Raw genomic sequence first — 16,223 nt, forward strand, 5'->3', positions numbered from 1 at the left:
CACACAAGTGCGGTAATGTATAAGATTCTCCTTCATACATATAGTATAGCATAGTATTAAGAATATCACAATAAAATATCGAACATATTTTCTTTTTTAATAAAGCTGGATACAGCATTTTTTAGTAAAAAAATAAATATATTTTACTTATAATGTGCAGATATGCACAGTTTACGCTTTCATCTCGGCAATTGAATTACCGAGGATTCCCGCTTATCTTCCTAAAAAGTACGGTAAAATCGGTATTAGAAATGAAGCTCTGAAATCGGGAGTTGATGGAGAATAATCGTTATGATCAGAAAGATGCAGAACATAGATATTAATAGAGTTGCCGATATATGGTTAAAGACTAATTTAAAAGCACATTATTTTATTCCTGAGCAATATTGGACAAGTAATTATGAATTAGTGAAAGAAATGATGTTACAAGCGGAAGTCTATGTGTATGAAGATGATAAAATGATTCATGGATTTGTAGGACTAAGTAACGAATACATTGAAGGGATTTTTGTTTCTGATGAAATGCAGTCATGTGGTATAGGTAAACTTTTATTAGACTATATCAAGAATAAAAAAGTTAGATTACGATTAAACGTATACCAGAAGAATGCCAGAGCCCTCTCTTTTTATCAAAGAGAAGGGTTCGATATTCAATCTGAAGGATTAGATGAAGCTACTGGTGAAAAAGAATACACAATGTTGTGGCAACAGAAATAGAAAGCGGATTTTTGGGGAGAATTTTATATGGAGTTTAAAAATAAAGTAGTGATTGTGACGGGAGGCGCGCAGGGCATTGGAAAGACCATTGCAGAGGAAGTATAAATCGATCAGTAAATCCCAAAATGCCATATTTATCTTTTTTGGCAATCAATTATGATATACCTGTAATTGTAGAAGTTCAAAGGTGGTTTGAGTCATGCGTTATTAGAAATTATGCGAATCCAATTGCAGATAGGCAGATTATGCTTTCAAAGGATGAGACATATCGTGCAAGAATCATTCGGGCGCTTAACGATGTTGATATCGATATGACAGGATATCGGTATGATGAAGAAAATCATGAGCTTTATACACAATGTATGATTGATGGAAAGATTTATGAATTAAGATTCAATGAGGAATCAGATGGAACAAAAAAGATGATTGCGGCATTACCTGTACCATTACAGTCTGTAAACTGGTTTAACCTGGCAGGTGTTGTAGTGGGAGCGATAGCAGCAAACCTTATTCCGGCGGGAATCGCAGCTGTAAATGCCATGATCGTGGCAGCAGTGTTTTATTTCGTTGGATTTGTGGTTGTGAAGGATAAATAAGATATAAAAATAATGTTTCACGTGAAACATTATTATAAAAAATCCCTTGCCGTAGTTACCAAAAGGTAACAGGCAGGGGGTTTTTTTGCGCAGATGGAAGAGAAACTATCTGGTTAATGTTTCTTACACAGTCGAGAAAGTGCCGCGACCACATCGTCCATATTCAATGGCTTTGCGAAGTGCATATTCATGCAGGCATCAATACATTTCTGAGCGTCTTCTTGGAAGGCGTTGGCGGTCACGGCGAGGATTGGAATCGTTTTTGTATCAGGGTGATCCAGACTGCGGATCTCTCTGGCTGCGGTAATTCCATCCATCACAGGCATCATGATATCCATAAGAATCGCATCGTAATAACCGGGCTTGCTGCGTTTAAATGCCTGTACAGCCTGCAGCCCATTTGGAACAACAACTACAGTTGCATCCCGTTCGGTAAGAAGCGTTTTGGCGATTTCAGCGTTGATCTCGTTATCTTCTGCCATAAGCAGATGCAGATCGTGAATACTGGCAGACTCAGAAGAGACAGAAAGCGGAGTATCGGGCTCTTCGGCAACCTCAAAAGGAAGAGTGATGATAAATGTGGAACCAACATCTTTCTGACTTTTTACTTCTAGTGTACCGTTCATTTTTTCAATCAGAGAGCGGACGATAGACATTCAAAGCCCAACGCCGTTATAATTGGTTCTTGCATCCGAATTTTCCTGCGAAAACGGTTCAAAAATATGCTGCAGGAATTCTTCACTCATTCCAATACCGGTATCGGAAATGATCCACTGATACGTGACAATACCGTCTTTATAGCCGAGCGAATGAATCTTTGTAGTGATAGAACCATTAGGCTTATTGTATTTAATGCAGTTTCCATATATATTCAGGAAAATCTGACGAAGATGCAGCGGACTTCCGTAAACATATGGATATGAAATCGGTGAGCTGGAAGCTTCTCTGTCAAAGTTCCATTGGAGACCGTTTTCATCTGCATGCTGTTTTATGATGGTAACAATCTCGATCGTCAGTTGGCTGAGATTTGTTTTTTTATGTGCCAGGTGTACGGCATCGTCATCCAGTTTGCTCATTTGCAGAACATCATTAATAAGAGAGAGCAGATGATTTGCAGAAATCATGATCTTTTCATGATTTGAGCGGAGAACATCCAGATCATCAAAATTAGCTTCGTCAATTTTCAGGAAACCGATGATTCCATTCAGCGGTGTTCGGATATCATGACTCATACTGGAAAGAAATCTGCTTTTGGTTTCATTAGCCTGTTTGGTCTGAAGAACAGCATGTTCAAGCTGTCGATTCTTGTTTTCCAGATGTCTGGTATATTCCTCCTTCATACGAAGCTGTGCCTGCTGGGAAGTACGTTCTGTATGCCACTTCAACAGATGAAGAAGTGCGATAACGATTACACAGATAAAAAGAGTAAACAGCAGGGTCGCAGGTGTGGAAGTAAATACGCTGCGTTCCGGAAGGTATGCGTAGATGTAATAATTCTGGCTTTTTTCCATCAGACCGAAAAAACGTTGGAAAGAATTCTCCGCATCCTGGGTATGGATAAGATTTTTACCTGTAGAATCCTTCATGATACGTTTCGTAATAGGAAGATCATTTGTGCTGGTACCGATCAGAGAATTGTTGTTTGAAGCAATGATCTGATTTCCGGAGCTGATAATGATCGTGCCATCGTATTCCGGTACAAAACCGTTAACAAGGGAGATAATGCCGTTGTTAAAGGTGTGGGCATATTCAGCAGAAGTCTGGAAGAATCCTACGATAATTCCCGGCTGATCGGAACGACTTATGGCTGCAACATCAATGTGCGATCTATTGTCAAAAGGAATACGGATAGAATAATGTTTTTCTTTAAAACGGGCTACATCCAGAAGAGAAGGGGTATCAATCTCTGCCAGAATATCCGAAGTAGCTACACTGGTTGAGTTGTAATCGGCCAGGATTTTTCCGTCTGTATTTAAAAGTGCAATGCCGTTAAGATAACAGTTATCTGCGGAGTCTTTCAGATATTCAACAGTTGTATTTAGTTTTTTCTCAGCAGCGTTAAGATCTGCGGAGATGGCAATAAAAGATACGATTGTCAGAATGACCAGACTGACAAATATTTCTATCAAGATATGATGTTTCCAGAAATTGATTTTTTTATTTTTCATAATTGTCACCCTTGTCATTCAGATACCTGTCCGGATCAGATAAGTACTTTTCTATGATTCTTCTGATTGTTCCGTCTTTACGCATTTCATCCAGAGTTTCTGAAAGCTCCTTATCAATACCGCGGGTATCATTTACACTGAAAGCAACTCCAAGTCCTACTGTAAGGAGTGGTTCGTCCAGAATGCGGAAGTTCAGACCGCTTTCGGACATAAACTGCTCAACGGAGGTATCATGGGCTGCCAGGGCATCCACATAGTCTTTGCTGGTCAGGATAAAGATAAGCTCTCTTTTCTGAACAGAGCTCACTTTTTTTAATTCAGGCAGGGTACCGTTATGAGAACGAATGATATCTTCCGGTTTTGTGGTGGACTGCACTGATTTTGTCTTTGAGATCGGATAAGGTATGGATATCGCTGTCAGGATTGACTGCGACTACCTGGTGGCTCTGCATATATGGACCTGCCCAGTTATACTCGGTTTCACAGCCATCCATGGTGAAAGAACTCCAGATACAATCAATCGCACCGGTATCTACCAGGTCTTTCTTTTCTTCCCAGTTGATGATCTGAAATTCGGGCTGATATCCCATTCTTCCGAATGCTTCATCAGCGAGTTCGACGTCGATGCCTGTGATATTTCCGTCTACATCCAGATAGGAGAACGGAGAGTAGGTATCACAGCCGATCGTGATAACCGGAAGTTTGCTGGTTTCCTGGGAGATATCGGCGGAAGATGTGCCGCAGCCGCTTAAGAGAGGGGGCAGCAGGCAGACACTGCAGGATACGATCAGAAATTTATAGTGAAACATGTGTTTTGTTGCTTTTGGCTTTTTTAACATAATTGATGACGCCTTTGTTTGATTATAACCTTAATTGCCTATATTCACAAGGAGTTGTGGGAGAGGTGTGGGGGAATATTGCTGAACAGTAAATGATTATAGCGAGATTTTTTGTGAATAATGCGAACGTCTATTGAAGCAGGAAATTAATATCACTGTGACTGAGAGGGTTAACTGGTGCCGGAGGCAGACCGGGAACAGTTAAGGGAATTGTCTTTTTCTGGGTCTCTTTTGTGAACAATGTAAACTTTTATTGAAAAGACAGGTTACAATGAGCTATAATAGTCTTTGAAAAATAGAGAATAAAAGGCAAAGCAGTCGAAAGATTGCGACGCAAAGCTATAGGGCCTGTAAAATGGCAGCCAGTTGCAGAATGTTAAGTGGATATTTAGAGAGAGAAGATTTCACTGACTGAGTTTATAATACGAGCATGCACTATAGTAAAAAAGAGATACTACCATAGTGCATGTATTTTTTGCTTACAGTAGCTTAACTGAATATAGCACTTCAGGAAAGTATTACATTAAGCATGGAAATCCATAACAGGAATTCCTTTGTTATATGTGATGCTATAATATGGAAGAACACAGGCTGGCAGGGAGCAGAGATGCGAAAGAAAGGAAAATATAATAAAAAAAGAAAACTGAACAGGGTCGTTAAAGTTATTCTTCTTGCAGTTGGGATTATTCTTGTGGCATTGTTGATTCAAACGGAGATCCTTAATATGATCAATAACCGTAATATTTCGAAAACATCAGAGGTTTTGCTGGATCGTGTTGTCAACGTGATCGAGAAGAATGAGGAATCGGAGAAAGATATGGTCGAAGATCTGAAAAGCGATTATATTATCCGTGCGAAGGCGGTTGCCTATATTCTCAATGCAAAGCCGGAGGCGGGTGAAAGAGCCTCTGAGCTGAAAAAAATCGCAAAGCTGATGGATGTAGATGAAATTCATCTTTTTGATTCGACGGGAACTATATATGGCGGAACAATACCAAGATATTATGGATTCAGCTTTGACTCTGGAGAACAGATATCTTATTTTAAACCAATGCTGACAGACAAGAAGCTTACCATGTGCCAGGACATTACGCCGAATACATCGGAGGGTAAAGAGATGATGTATGCAATGACCTGGGATGAAACAGGCTCATATATGGTTCAGGTTGGTATTAAACCGGTGCGTCTGATGAAAGAACTGAAGCAGAATGAGATACCGGCGCTCATTGATAATATGCCGGCATATGAGGGAATCCGCATATATGTGGCAGAAAAGAAAACTGGTGAGATATACGGAGCGACAGATTCTTCGGAAATAGGGAAAAAACTGGATGATCTTGGAATCATTAAACAGGGTGATGACGAAGATACGTTGTTTACAGAGGTAAACTGGACCGATGGCGTGAAGTACCGATGCACCTTCCGGATAGTAGGAGACTATGCAGTGGGTGTTGTCTGTTCAACAGAAATGAATCGTGAGATGAATATGATCGCGCTGGTGATCGTTGGTGTATATCTTCTTCTGGCGGCAGTCTGGATTATTTACATGTTTGTGAAAGTGGTAAAATCTAATATAGATGAGCTTACTCAGTGCCTGAATCGAAGAGTTTATGAAAAGGATATTAAAAAAATGTCCATAAGATCCGAGTTTGTTTACGCAGCGATGGATGTAAATGGGATGAAATGTGTGAATGATACGCAGGGACATGCAGCCGGGGACGAACTGATTCAGGGAGCGGCAGAATGTATGCGGCAGTGTTTCGGAAAATATGGAAAGGTTTACCGGACCGGCGGAGATGAATTTGTAAGCATTATTTTTGTAAATGAGGATAAGCTGAAGGAAATTCGGGAAACGTTTGAAAAAACGGTAAGTGACTGGAAGGGAGAACTGGTGAATTCTATTACGATATCAAGCGGATATGTATATTCGAAGGAAAAAGAATGGAGATCGCTTGAGGAAATCTCCAGAGAAGCAGATATCAGAATGTATCAGGCAAAAGAGAAATATTATACTTGCTCCGGAAAAGAAAGAAGAAAACGGTAAGAGCAGAATAAAAGAGCCGGAAGGTGAAATTGTTTCACGTGAAACATTCGCCTTCCGGCTTTTTCTGTATCTGAAAAAGTATCCTCAAGATTACTGCTTTGGAGCCTTTTCGCTCATGGATATGTATTCATAAGTTGGACGAAAATCATGATCTGTGCACAGGCGATAATATTGAAGGAAAATACGTTCCATAATATTTGGAATTTTTGTTTCAATAGGCTCAAATAATATAATGAGATACTGCATGGAACTGTAACGCGTACAGATATCTACCCGCCGGATTTTCTGGCGGATTGACTGTTCCATATATTCCAGAGCCTGTTCGATCGCTTCAATATCAGGCAATGTACCTGAGGCAGTTGTCATAGTAACCATTACAAGATAGCAGTGGCATTGACTGCGGATCATAAGCTGACTGAGATATTCATAGTGTCGGGCAAAATCACGGTAATTCAGATCAAGTGCACCATGATAGCTGCCACTCTGACGGAGTGAATCTGCGATCAGATTAAGATCTTTGCCTACGCTGGAAATGGATATGTCTTTTCGTTCTATCAGCTGATAGAAGAAGAACTGGTTTTTTCCATTTTGTTTCACGTAGTACAGAGCCTTGTCTGCTTTGAGATAGCAGTCCTCAAAGGAATCTTCAGAGGTACACATACATAATCCTGCGGAAATTGTTGCACATTGGATTTCTACGTCATTTTTTACAAGAGAATGGAATTCCTGGAAAAGCTTTTTAAGCTTTTCAGAAACAGAATCGTGAGTAACATCCGGCATAAAGAGTAGGAACTCATCACCACCAAGACGGCAGGCAATTCCGTTTTCGGTATAGTGGGTGAGCATATTGCCAAGAAGTTTGAGTGCTCTGTCACCGGCAGTATGGCCGTAGATATCGTTGATTTTTTTGAGGTTGTCCATATCAAGGAATACCAGACATCCGTTGTGTTGCTGCATAAGTTCTGCAGTAAGTCGTTCGCCAAGGTTTCGCATAGGAAGGCCTGTAAGAAAGTCATAATTTTTGGAATCTTCCTGAGCTTTTATGGTGGTTACAACGTCAGAGATGAATTTGCTGACAGTAAGCTGCATATCTGGAAAATTATAGGAATCGGCAGCTGCGGAATCAGAATCCCACACAGGAAGTCGATTTTCATCCATCAGCTTCAGGAAAATATCTGTGATTTTCGGATCGAATTGCAGGCCGCGGTTCTTGCGGATTTCTTCGTAAATAACATCTTGCGGAAGAGAATTTCGGTAAATACGCCTGGAATTCATGGCATCGTAGCTGTCTGCCATTGCCACGATCCGGGCATGAATCGGAATTTTCTCACCGGAAAGACCGTCAGGATAGCCTTTGCCATCGTAGCGTTCGTGATGGCTTCTGGTGACTGCAATAACATTAGGAATAAGAGTAACATCTTTAAGAATCTCAGCACCTATCACGGTATGGCGTTTGATGAGACTGTATTCCTCATCTGTAAGCCGGGAAGGTTTGTTCAGGATTGAATCAGGAATACCAATTTTACCGATGTCGTGAAGATAGGCTGAATGCTTCAGATTCTGTACTTCTTCGGGTGCCCAGCCAAGTTCTTCGGCAATCAGAGCAGAATATTCGGCAACACGATAGGAGTGTCCTCTTGTATATTCATTCTTTGCTTCGATTGTTGTGGAAAGTGTCTGCATCATTTGCAGAGACATTTTTTCTGTCTGTTTTTTATTCTTTTCAATTTCAGTCCGGCGGCGAAGGCGCTCGATATCCTGGATTTTTTTCATGGTGCGTACAATGTTGACAAAAAGCAGGACAAGCATTCCGATTCCTATAAAAAGACCGGAGATAGAAACTACGAAATACATGGAAACTACTTCGATCAAGATGCACAGAATGGAAAACATAAGTCCTAGAAGCAGCAGGTGATCCGCACCATTGCTTGTGGTTTTCATGTAGCGGAAAAGCTGTATAAACACGATCAGAAGCGTACATGCCAGAATGATCTGACCGGCAGGAAGCGTTTCGATGTAGTCTGCTTTGCGCGTAATTGCCAGAACGGAACAGACTGTGAAATTGAAGATCGCGATCCATCCGATGCAGGCATACAGCTTATGATGAATGTGCTTCTGGATACTGTCTGCGTAAAGTACAACAGGAATCGGACTCAACATGATCATGACAAAACATAAGGAACTTAAGGATGACGCGTTGGAAACCAGAAGCTGACGCATTTTTGATTCCCCGATCATCCATACAGAGCCCATGACCATACACCAGCCGAGATATTCCATGTCAAAATTTGTCCGGTAAACGATTCCCAGGGCAAAGCTGAACAGAATCGTGACAATACCGGCGAACAGAATAAAAAACGCGATAAAAGTTTCCAGGCCATGATCGTTGAAGATTGACAGCCAGATGTCTGTTTTGTCACCGCAGTAAACCGTATTGACTACGCCGGAATAGTTGGAAGTGTAGGTTGTCAGTTCAATGCGGAGTTCTTTGCCCGAGTCGTCAGAAGATACAGGGCAGAATATGTACCGGCTGGCAGAATTTTTGCCTGCGAGGCGTGTCTCCTTTGTGCTGTAGCTGACACGTAGATCATTGTCTACATAAAGCTTCACATCCTGCAGAGAGGAGCGAAGCGCAATGGAGGATTCGTTCAGATCGTCCGGAAGCTGTGAGACAAGAACCATAGTCTCACCTTTCGGAATGTCATATCTGCCGGGGACGGAGATCTCGTCACTGGTTCCGTCGGGCTTCTCCCATGTGAAGGCTCCGGTATAGACAACAGAATTGGGAGCATTCTCTATGGCACGTTCGTTTTTACCAAAGAACTGCATGAAAAGAAACCAGCCGAAAATGGCGACCATCAGAATATAAAAGAAGTATTGTTTCCCTTTTCCAAGGGCGAAGAATTTTTCTCTCATGTAAATCCCTCCTTGAAATGAGGCGGTGTCATAAGTGCTGCATATGTAATTTTTGTAAAAATATTATACCAGAGGAAGGCTGAGTTTGTCTTTTATATTTGGGGAAAAAAGAAAAAATCTTGAGAAATTCTGATGATAGTTGTAACATATGTGCAAGAAGAAATATATCAGGTGCGGAAAAAGTGATCTGAGTATACGGGCTGGAAGATAGAATATGTGCCCTATAACAGCGGAGATCAGAATAAAGATATCCAGGATGCCATGGACGACCTGGAAGCAGGAAAGGTTGATCTGCTTGGGCCGCTGCTGAAAAATTCGATTATAAGCTGAGTTATTGAGAAATTTTCACCAAGGGAATATTATTTTGCGGCCGCACCGGGAAATACGGCGTTGGTGAATGAGTTGGAGCAGGCGATCGAAACTCTTGATAAGGTGCAGCCAAGTCTTCAGGATGTGCTTTTTGAACGGTATTTCCGGAATGGAAGATATACGTTTGCACCCACGGAAAAGCAGAAAAAATATCTGGCTTCTTTGGATACACTTAAGGTATTGTGTATAGATCATGATGCACCGTATGTTTACCAGAAAAACGGTAAGCCGGCAGGAATGCTCATCAGTATTCTGGAGGATTTTGAGAAGAAGGCAGATGTGACGCTTGAATATACTTTTTGTGAAAACAGCGAGGAAGCGGAAGAGCTGATTAAGAAGCAGCATTATGATTTTATGGTAGGAATGAGCTTTACTTCCAGATATTGTGCAGAAAATGGTTTTGTGCGGAGCAAATCGATCATGGAATCCAATCTGGCATATGTGCATGATTCCGAGAATAACAGCCGTAAAAGGGTGGTAGTTCAGAAAGGTCTGGAGGATTATATTTATGACAGCTACAGTTCGCTGGTTACAAGCCTGATCTCGGGAGGTACGCAGGTGGTTTGCATTGCTATCGCAAGAGACAGTGATCTGCAGTTTATAAGGCTGGTTAATGATTATATTTACAGCCTTTCTGGAAGATGGAAATATGCATGAACATAAGACTCCCCTGAGAAGCTATATGAGGGTTCATCCGGTTGAAGTGATCCTTGTGTTTGTTATGATGACAGCTGTTGTGGCTGTGGCATGTTCCATGCTGTTTCACGCAAAACGGATACATAAGAAGAACGAGGAACTTCGGGAAGCCAATCAGATCAAGAGTGAATTCCTTACGCGAATGTCGCACGATATCCGTACACCGATGAATGGAATTATTGGAATGCTTAATATTGCGGACAGATATGTGGATGATCCGGAAATGGTAAAAAAATATCATAAAAAGATCCGGATGGCATCGGAATATTTACTGCCGTTGATCAATGATATTCTGGATATCCTGGAGGCGAGAGCAGGGGAACAGGCAATAGAAATGGAGACCGGGCTGGGATTTCCTATTGTAAAGAGCATTATTGACCAGATGGGTGGAGAGATCTGAGCTTCTTTTTTTATGGAGAGGTATATGCTACAATAATGCGGATGATATAGAACAGGAGGATGATATATGAGCAAGATTGTGAATATTACATCAAAAGAAGACAAGGAACAGAAGCTTCAGGACATTGCCAATTCACTGGAAGAGCTGAAAGATGTTATGGCAGAAGTGATTGAGGCTTACGAAGAAGAGAATGCGGGCAGCAGAAAAATGGATACGCTTACAGAGGCACTGGATGCCCTTGAGGACGCTTACGATGCAGTCAGCGATGTGATAATGGAAGAACTTTAGGAGGAGCGTCTGCTGTGCTGTATAAGGTGCTGAGAATAGAAGAAGATATAGACTTCGGATGTGAGGAAAGACAGCCTGGAGAGGCATTGATGTCTGTGGTCATCCTGGAAGACGAGAATGGACGGGAGATGAGCCTGAGACATGATGACAGGCTTTTGTATGAACGGGATATTAATGAAGGTGATATGGTCATGCTGGATGAGAAAAATGAACTAAAGAAAGGAAACTAATGTGAGGTATGAAGAAAAAGGCATTTAAGGCAGCTTTTCCGTATACCCTTCCGATCTGCGCGGGTTTTCTCTTTCTTGGAATGTGCGACGAATCTTTTACAGTCAACTGTACAGTAGATCCGCCGGAAGGCGTGGACAGGGGCTGGTTCATGTTCTGGGTCAATGCCTTGAATCAGTTTTACTGGGTAACAGGAGCAACAGCAGGAGCTCTCCTGGGATACGTGATCCATTTTAACACAACGGGAATTGAATTCGTTATGACGGCGTTGGTTGTAGTTATGTTTATTAACCAGTGGGAAGAGGCAGAGGATCATAAGCCTGCGCTGGTGGTTCTGGGAACGATGACGACACGTTTTCTGCCGTTCATTATCTTCCCGGAAGGAAAAAAGCCACCGGCAGGAAAAACAGGCGGAATTTTATGTGTAGAAATAGAGGGGCTTTAACCGCTGGAAATGAGGCACTGGCAATGAGCCATTTATCCCCGTCCCCAATGACACTGTCTTTTGTGCGCGAACAAATGTCTTTCTTTTCTCTCGGGATAATTGCTATATTTTTATGAACGTTGAGTAAATTATGGGCGATTTATGATGAAATATAACAACAAATTATTCGTGAAATAATGAATAATTATACACACTGTTCTGGAGTGATAACGCGAATGTTCTGCTCCTGAAAGAAGTTTTGATAATCTTCGGGGAGCTTCTGGTCTGTGATGAGGGTGTCCAGAGCTTTCAGCGGAGCGCAGGTCATCAGAGAAACTCGGCCGAATCTGGAGTGATCGGCAAGAAGAACGAGTTTTTCGGAGCGATCGGCGATTGTTTTTTTTGTAATGTATTCTTCTGCGCTGGCGGTGGTAAGACCGTTTTTTATGGTGACGCCGGTGCAGGAGATGAAGGCTGTGGAAATATTGTAAGCTTCCAGATAGTTCTGGATATCAGGGCCTGTAAAGGTCAGCGTCTCACGGTTCAGCTTTCCGGGAACGGAGATAACATCCAGGCTGGGGCAGGATACTGCCTTGTTGAGGATGAGGAGACTGTTGGCGAGGATCGTGCAGCGGCTGTCTGAAAGAAAATCAATCAGATCCAGACAGGTGGAATCGCTGTCAATATAGATAATATCTCCATTTGTTACCAGGCTGGCCGCCTGGCGGCAGAGCTCCCGCTTTTCACTGATAAAAGATTCGTTGTGTTCTTTATAAGACAGAAACGGATACTCCGGAGCTGCTTTAAGCGCAGCGACACCGCCGTAAACCTTGACGATGCTGCTGCGCTTCAGAAGAAGCTCGATATCTCTTCGAATTGTATTTTTTGACACATGGAATGTCTCACACAGGGTATCAAGTGAGACATTCCGATGCTCCAGTACATAGTCTTCAATCTGGTCAAGACGCTGTGATTTCATGAATGCATACCTTCTTTCTTGATGAGTAAATTATGAGTATATTATATCATAATACAAAATATATTGAAAGAATTTATGATTAAATTACAACAAAATAAGACCATGTAATCCGATTTCTTTACCGGAGCAAGTAAATTTCCTGCAGAGTTGCGAAGAACAATAAGCAGTGAGTGAAACTTATTCTTCGAAGAAGAGCTTCATATCTTCCTCCACAGACTGAATTCCCGCGATTCCAAAATTGTCGACCAGGAGCTTGGCTACATTTGGAGAAAGGAAAGCAGGTAGTGTCGGTCCCAGGTGAATATTTTTTACACCGAGGGAGAGGAGGGCAAGGAGAACGATAACAGCCTTCTGCTCGTACCAGGAGATATTGTAAATGATAGGAAGCTCATTGATATCATCAAGACCGAATACATCCTGGAGCTTCATGGCGATCAGGGCAAGGGAATAAGAATCATTGCACTGTCCGGCATCCAGAACACGTGGGATTCCGTTGATATCTCCCAGGTTCAGTTTATTGTAGCGGTATTTGGCACAGCCGGCAGTGAGGATCACGGTATCCTCTGGAAGCGCTTTTGCGAAATCTTCATAGTAGCTGCGGGATTTTGCACGGCCGTCGCATCCTGCCATGACAACAAATTTCCGGATGGCACCGGATTTTACGGCGTCTATGATCTGGTCTGCAAGAGATAATACCTGGTTGTGGGCGAAGCCTCCAATGATTTCACCCTGCTCGATCTCTGTTGGAGCGGCACAGGTTTTTGCATAATGGATGATCTGTGAAAAGTCTTTTTTGCCGTCAGGACCTGGTAAAATATGAGTACATCCTGGGTAACCTGTGGCACCTGTGGTATAAAGCCTGTTTTTGTAGCTGTCCTTCGGAGGAACGATACAGTTGGTGGTCATCAGGATAGGACCGTTGAAGCTTTCGAACTCTTCTTTCTGTTTCCACCAGGCATTTCCGTAGTTTCCCGCAAAGTTTGGATATTTTTTGAAAGCAGGGTAGTAGTGGGCAGGGAGCATTTCGGAATGCGTGTAAATGTCAACACCTGTGCCCTGGGTCTGCTCCAGAAGCATTTCCAGGTCGTGAAGATCGTGACCGGAAACAAGAATTCCCGGATTTTTCCTGGTTCCGATATTAACCTTTGTAATCTCCGGATTGCCAAAGGTATCGGTGTTGGCCTGATCCAGAAGTGCCATTCCCCGCACACCGAATTTTCCGGTTTCCAAAGTGAGAGCTGTCAGCTCATCTGCAGTGAGACTGTCGTCCAGGGTTTTTGCAAGGGCACTCTGAATAAAAGCATCCAGCTCCGGGTCCTCACGGAGAAGAGCGTTGGCGTGGCTGGTGTAAGCACAGAGACCTTTCAGGCCGTAAGTGATCAGCTCGCGGAGACTTCGGATGTCTTCATTTTTTGTAGCAAGGATGCTGGTAACGTATCCCATGGAATCGTAGTCGGCAGGACTTTTTGGATGCCAGAGTGCAGCTGCCGGAAGTCCTTTTTTGCTGGAAAGCTGTGCAAGGAGCTGTTCCTTGGCGGAGATGGTTTCGCTGATCTTTGCGACAACGGAGTTTTTGTCAAAATTGGCATTGGTGATAGTTGTGAAAAGATTCTGAATTACCATATGATTAATATAAGAAGGGATTTCCGTTCCTTCGCTGCGAAGTGCAGTGGTGACGGCGGAGAGCCCTTTTGTTACATAAACGAGAAGATCCTGCATGGCTGCCACATCCGGAGTTTTTCCGCAGACACCGGATATTGTGCAGCCGGAGCAGCCGGCAGTTTCCTGACACTGATAGCAAAACATTTTCTGTTCCATTATATATACCTCCTGTAATAAGCGTGCGGAGAAAAAAATCCCGCTTAATTAGTGTGATTGATTTGGGGCAAATATATGCCTGGTTTCATATGACGGAGAAAGAATATCATGTGCTGTATAAAAAATCGGTAACAAATGATACGAAAAAACAACTTGACGGAATTCTTTTTTGAATGTAATATGAAAACGGTTTTCAAATTCAATTTAACTGAATCAGGTAACGAAAGCGGATTGCGAATATCCGATATAACAATAGGTGACAAATATATGGAAGAAAAAATAAAATACAGTACAAAGCAGCAGAAAGTAATTATGGAATGCCTGCAGGAATATGGAGATACTTTTTATACGATCGATCAGTTTATGGATATTCTCCGCGGAAAAGACATTCGTATAGGAAGGACAACCGTGTACAGAGGTCTGGAGCGATTACAGAAGGAAGGCGCCGTGCTGAAGGTTCCGTCTGTAGAGGGCGCACCGGCGCAGTACCGTTTTATCCGGGATGAGGAGCGTAAGAATTACGGAAAGCTTGTGTGTCTGGAGTGCGGGCATACGATTCCTCTGCAGTGCGGATGCATCGACCATTTTGTAGGACATGTGCTGGATGAACACGGCTTTGAGATCGATCAGAGCCGGACGATCTTTTACGGATACTGTGATAAATGCAGGCGTAAGAGAAAGTAGCTGTGTATGTGAATGTCTGGAATAGCATAAGAAGTGGAGATTATGGACGGCGAATACGGTGATGCCTGGCGATAGAGACGAAGATCAGGCAAGGAGGATATAAAGAATGAGCTTTGACAGAGGAAAAATTGCAGCTGCAGCAGTCCTTGCGGCGACTGTCCTTGTGGTGGGTGGCGTGACCGGATATGGTCTGCACAGAGCCGGAGCGGCAAGCCAGACATTCGAGGATGACGGGCGGCTGAAAGTAATGGCAAGCTTTTATCCCATGTATGATTTTGCCCGGAAGGTCGGCGGCGATAAGGTCGAGGTAAAGGATATGGTTCCGGCGGGAACAGAGCCTCATGACTGGGAACCTGCGGCAGTGGATATCCGGAATCTTGAGGATGCGGATGTTTTTGTTTTCAATGGTGCGGATCTGGAGCACTGGGTTGAGGATGTGCTTGCAACACTGGAGAATAAAGATCTTGTGGTGACAGAAGCATCGGATGGTGTAGAGCTTCTTGAGGGCGGCGAGGATCATAGCCATGGAGACGATGGGAAGGATCCTCATGTATGGCTGGATCCCATGCGTGCAAAACAGGAGATGGCGAATATCCGAGATGCTTTTGTGAAAGCAGATCCGGAGAACAGGGATTATTATGAAGCCAATTATAAAAAATATGCCGGTGAGTTCGATGAGCTGGATAAAGAGATCAGGGATGGTCTTGCGAATGTGAAGAAAAGGGATATCATTGTGGCACATGAGGCTTTCGGATATCTGTGTAATGCTTATGATCTGACACAGCTGGCAATCGAAGGTCTGACACCGGATTCGGAGCCGGATCCTGCGAAGATGGAAGAAGTTATTAAGTATGCAAAAAAATACGACATCCATACCATCTTTTTTGAGGAGCTGGCAAGCCCCAAAGTGGCGAAGACAGTGGCAAAGGAAGTGGACGCGGTGACTGCAGTGCTGAATCCGATCGAGGGGTTAAGTGAAGAGGATATCCAGGCCGGTGAGGATTATTTTTCCGTGATGAGAAAAAATCTGGAAGCTTTGCAGAAAGCGTTGAATTGA

Annotated in this window: 17 protein-coding genes and 1 riboswitch; of the genes, 10 read left to right on the forward strand and 7 right to left on the reverse strand. The window is 42.9% G+C overall.

What is annotated here, in order from left to right; genetic code table 11:
- Positions 1-291: 291 nt before the first annotated feature.
- Together WMO28_RS01985 and WMO28_RS01990 are read left to right on the forward strand one after the other, a co-directional pair.
- Positions 292-717, forward strand: coding sequence for a GNAT family N-acetyltransferase (locus WMO28_RS01985; protein ID WP_349055908.1), 426 nt, complete (start codon positions 292-294; stop codon positions 715-717).
- 245 nt (positions 718-962) lie between these two features.
- A complete protein-coding gene (locus tag WMO28_RS01990) occupies positions 963-1,313 on the forward strand; it encodes a hypothetical protein (RefSeq protein WP_349055909.1) in 351 nt (116 codons plus the stop codon).
- A 113-nt stretch (positions 1,314-1,426) separates the two neighbouring features.
- On the opposite strand, the gene WMO28_RS01995 is transcribed toward WMO28_RS01990, so the two are convergent.
- The 4 genes from WMO28_RS01995 to WMO28_RS17150 are packed head-to-tail and all read right to left on the reverse strand — an operon-like array spanning position 1,427 to position 4,320.
- On the reverse strand, positions 1,427-1,939 hold the full coding sequence (locus WMO28_RS01995) for an ATP-binding response regulator (RefSeq protein WP_349055910.1): 513 nt from the start codon (positions 1,937-1,939) through the stop codon (positions 1,427-1,429).
- Positions 1,940-1,969: 30 nt separating this feature from the next.
- Positions 1,970-3,481 (reverse strand): sensor histidine kinase, encoded by a 1,512-nt coding sequence (locus WMO28_RS02000; RefSeq protein WP_349055911.1) that lies wholly within the window; start codon positions 3,479-3,481, stop codon positions 1,970-1,972.
- Positions 3,471-3,857 (reverse strand): transporter substrate-binding domain-containing protein, encoded by a 387-nt coding sequence (locus WMO28_RS17145; RefSeq protein ID WP_349055912.1) that lies wholly within the window; start codon positions 3,855-3,857, stop codon positions 3,471-3,473. Before WMO28_RS17145 ends, WMO28_RS02000 begins: the two co-directional genes overlap by 11 nt.
- Positions 3,814-4,320, reverse strand: a complete 507-nt coding sequence (locus WMO28_RS17150) for a transporter substrate-binding domain-containing protein (protein ID WP_349055913.1) — start codon at positions 4,318-4,320, stop codon at positions 3,814-3,816. Before WMO28_RS17150 ends, WMO28_RS17145 begins: the two co-directional genes overlap by 44 nt.
- A 298-nt stretch (positions 4,321-4,618) precedes the next feature.
- Positions 4,619-4,694, forward strand: a riboswitch (cyclic di-GMP riboswitch).
- 233 nt (positions 4,695-4,927) lie between these two features.
- On the opposite strand from WMO28_RS17150, the gene WMO28_RS02015 reads away from it, so the two are divergent.
- A complete protein-coding gene (locus WMO28_RS02015) occupies positions 4,928-6,364 on the forward strand; it encodes a diguanylate cyclase domain-containing protein (protein ID WP_178641331.1) in 1,437 nt (478 codons plus the stop codon).
- A 90-nt stretch (positions 6,365-6,454) separates the two neighbouring features.
- Here WMO28_RS02015 and WMO28_RS02020 read toward each other — a convergent pair whose 3' ends face one another.
- Positions 6,455-9,280 carry an HD domain-containing phosphohydrolase gene (locus tag WMO28_RS02020; RefSeq protein WP_349055914.1) on the reverse strand — a complete coding sequence of 942 codons (2,826 nt, stop codon included), beginning with the start codon at positions 9,278-9,280 and terminating at the stop codon, positions 6,455-6,457.
- A gap of 393 nt (positions 9,281-9,673) precedes the next feature.
- Here WMO28_RS02020 and WMO28_RS02025 point away from each other — a divergent pair, with 393 nt between their 5' ends.
- The 5 genes from WMO28_RS02025 to WMO28_RS02045 all read left to right on the forward strand — a co-directional run bounded on the left by WMO28_RS02025 (position 9,674) and on the right by WMO28_RS02045 (position 11,706).
- A complete protein-coding gene (locus tag WMO28_RS02025; protein WP_349056067.1) occupies positions 9,674-10,306 on the forward strand; it encodes a transporter substrate-binding domain-containing protein in 633 nt (210 codons plus the stop codon).
- Positions 10,299-10,745 carry an ATP-binding protein gene (locus tag WMO28_RS02030; RefSeq protein WP_349055915.1) on the forward strand — a complete coding sequence of 149 codons (447 nt, stop codon included), beginning with the start codon at positions 10,299-10,301 and terminating at the stop codon, positions 10,743-10,745. The genes WMO28_RS02025 and WMO28_RS02030 overlap by 8 nt, the downstream gene beginning before the upstream one ends.
- 66 nt (positions 10,746-10,811) lie before the next feature.
- Positions 10,812-11,033: a hypothetical protein gene (locus WMO28_RS02035; protein ID WP_178641359.1), complete on the forward strand. Its 222-nt coding sequence runs from the start codon at positions 10,812-10,814 to the stop codon at positions 11,031-11,033.
- 14 nt (positions 11,034-11,047) lie between these two features.
- Complete coding sequence (locus WMO28_RS02040; protein ID WP_178641362.1) at positions 11,048-11,263, forward strand: hypothetical protein; 216 nt, start codon at positions 11,048-11,050, stop codon at positions 11,261-11,263.
- A gap of 8 nt (positions 11,264-11,271) precedes the next feature.
- Entirely contained in the window at positions 11,272-11,706 is a 435-nt protein-coding gene (locus WMO28_RS02045; RefSeq protein ID WP_178641365.1) for an AzlC family ABC transporter permease, read from the forward strand.
- Between the two features lie 184 nt (positions 11,707-11,890).
- Here WMO28_RS02045 and WMO28_RS02050 read toward each other — a convergent pair whose 3' ends face one another.
- Together WMO28_RS02050 and hcp are read right to left on the reverse strand one after the other, a co-directional pair.
- Positions 11,891-12,664 carry a DeoR/GlpR family DNA-binding transcription regulator gene (locus WMO28_RS02050; protein ID WP_349055917.1) on the reverse strand — a complete coding sequence of 258 codons (774 nt, stop codon included), beginning with the start codon at positions 12,662-12,664 and terminating at the stop codon, positions 11,891-11,893.
- A 177-nt stretch (positions 12,665-12,841) separates the two neighbouring features.
- Complete coding sequence (gene hcp / locus WMO28_RS02055; RefSeq protein WP_349055919.1) at positions 12,842-14,482, reverse strand: hydroxylamine reductase; 1,641 nt, start codon at positions 14,480-14,482, stop codon at positions 12,842-12,844.
- Positions 14,483-14,749: 267 nt separating this feature from the next.
- On the opposite strand from hcp, the gene WMO28_RS02060 reads away from it, so the two are divergent.
- Together WMO28_RS02060 and WMO28_RS02065 are read left to right on the forward strand one after the other, a co-directional pair.
- Positions 14,750-15,166, forward strand: coding sequence for a transcriptional repressor (locus tag WMO28_RS02060; protein WP_178642911.1), 417 nt, complete (start codon positions 14,750-14,752; stop codon positions 15,164-15,166).
- 106 nt (positions 15,167-15,272) lie between these two features.
- Positions 15,273-16,223, forward strand: a complete 951-nt coding sequence (locus WMO28_RS02065) for a metal ABC transporter solute-binding protein, Zn/Mn family (RefSeq protein ID WP_178642909.1) — start codon at positions 15,273-15,275, stop codon at positions 16,221-16,223.

This window comes from Blautia aquisgranensis (assembly GCF_040096615.1).
In the GTDB taxonomy this organism is placed as follows: Bacteria; Bacillota; Clostridia; order Lachnospirales; family Lachnospiraceae; genus Blautia_A; species Blautia_A aquisgranensis.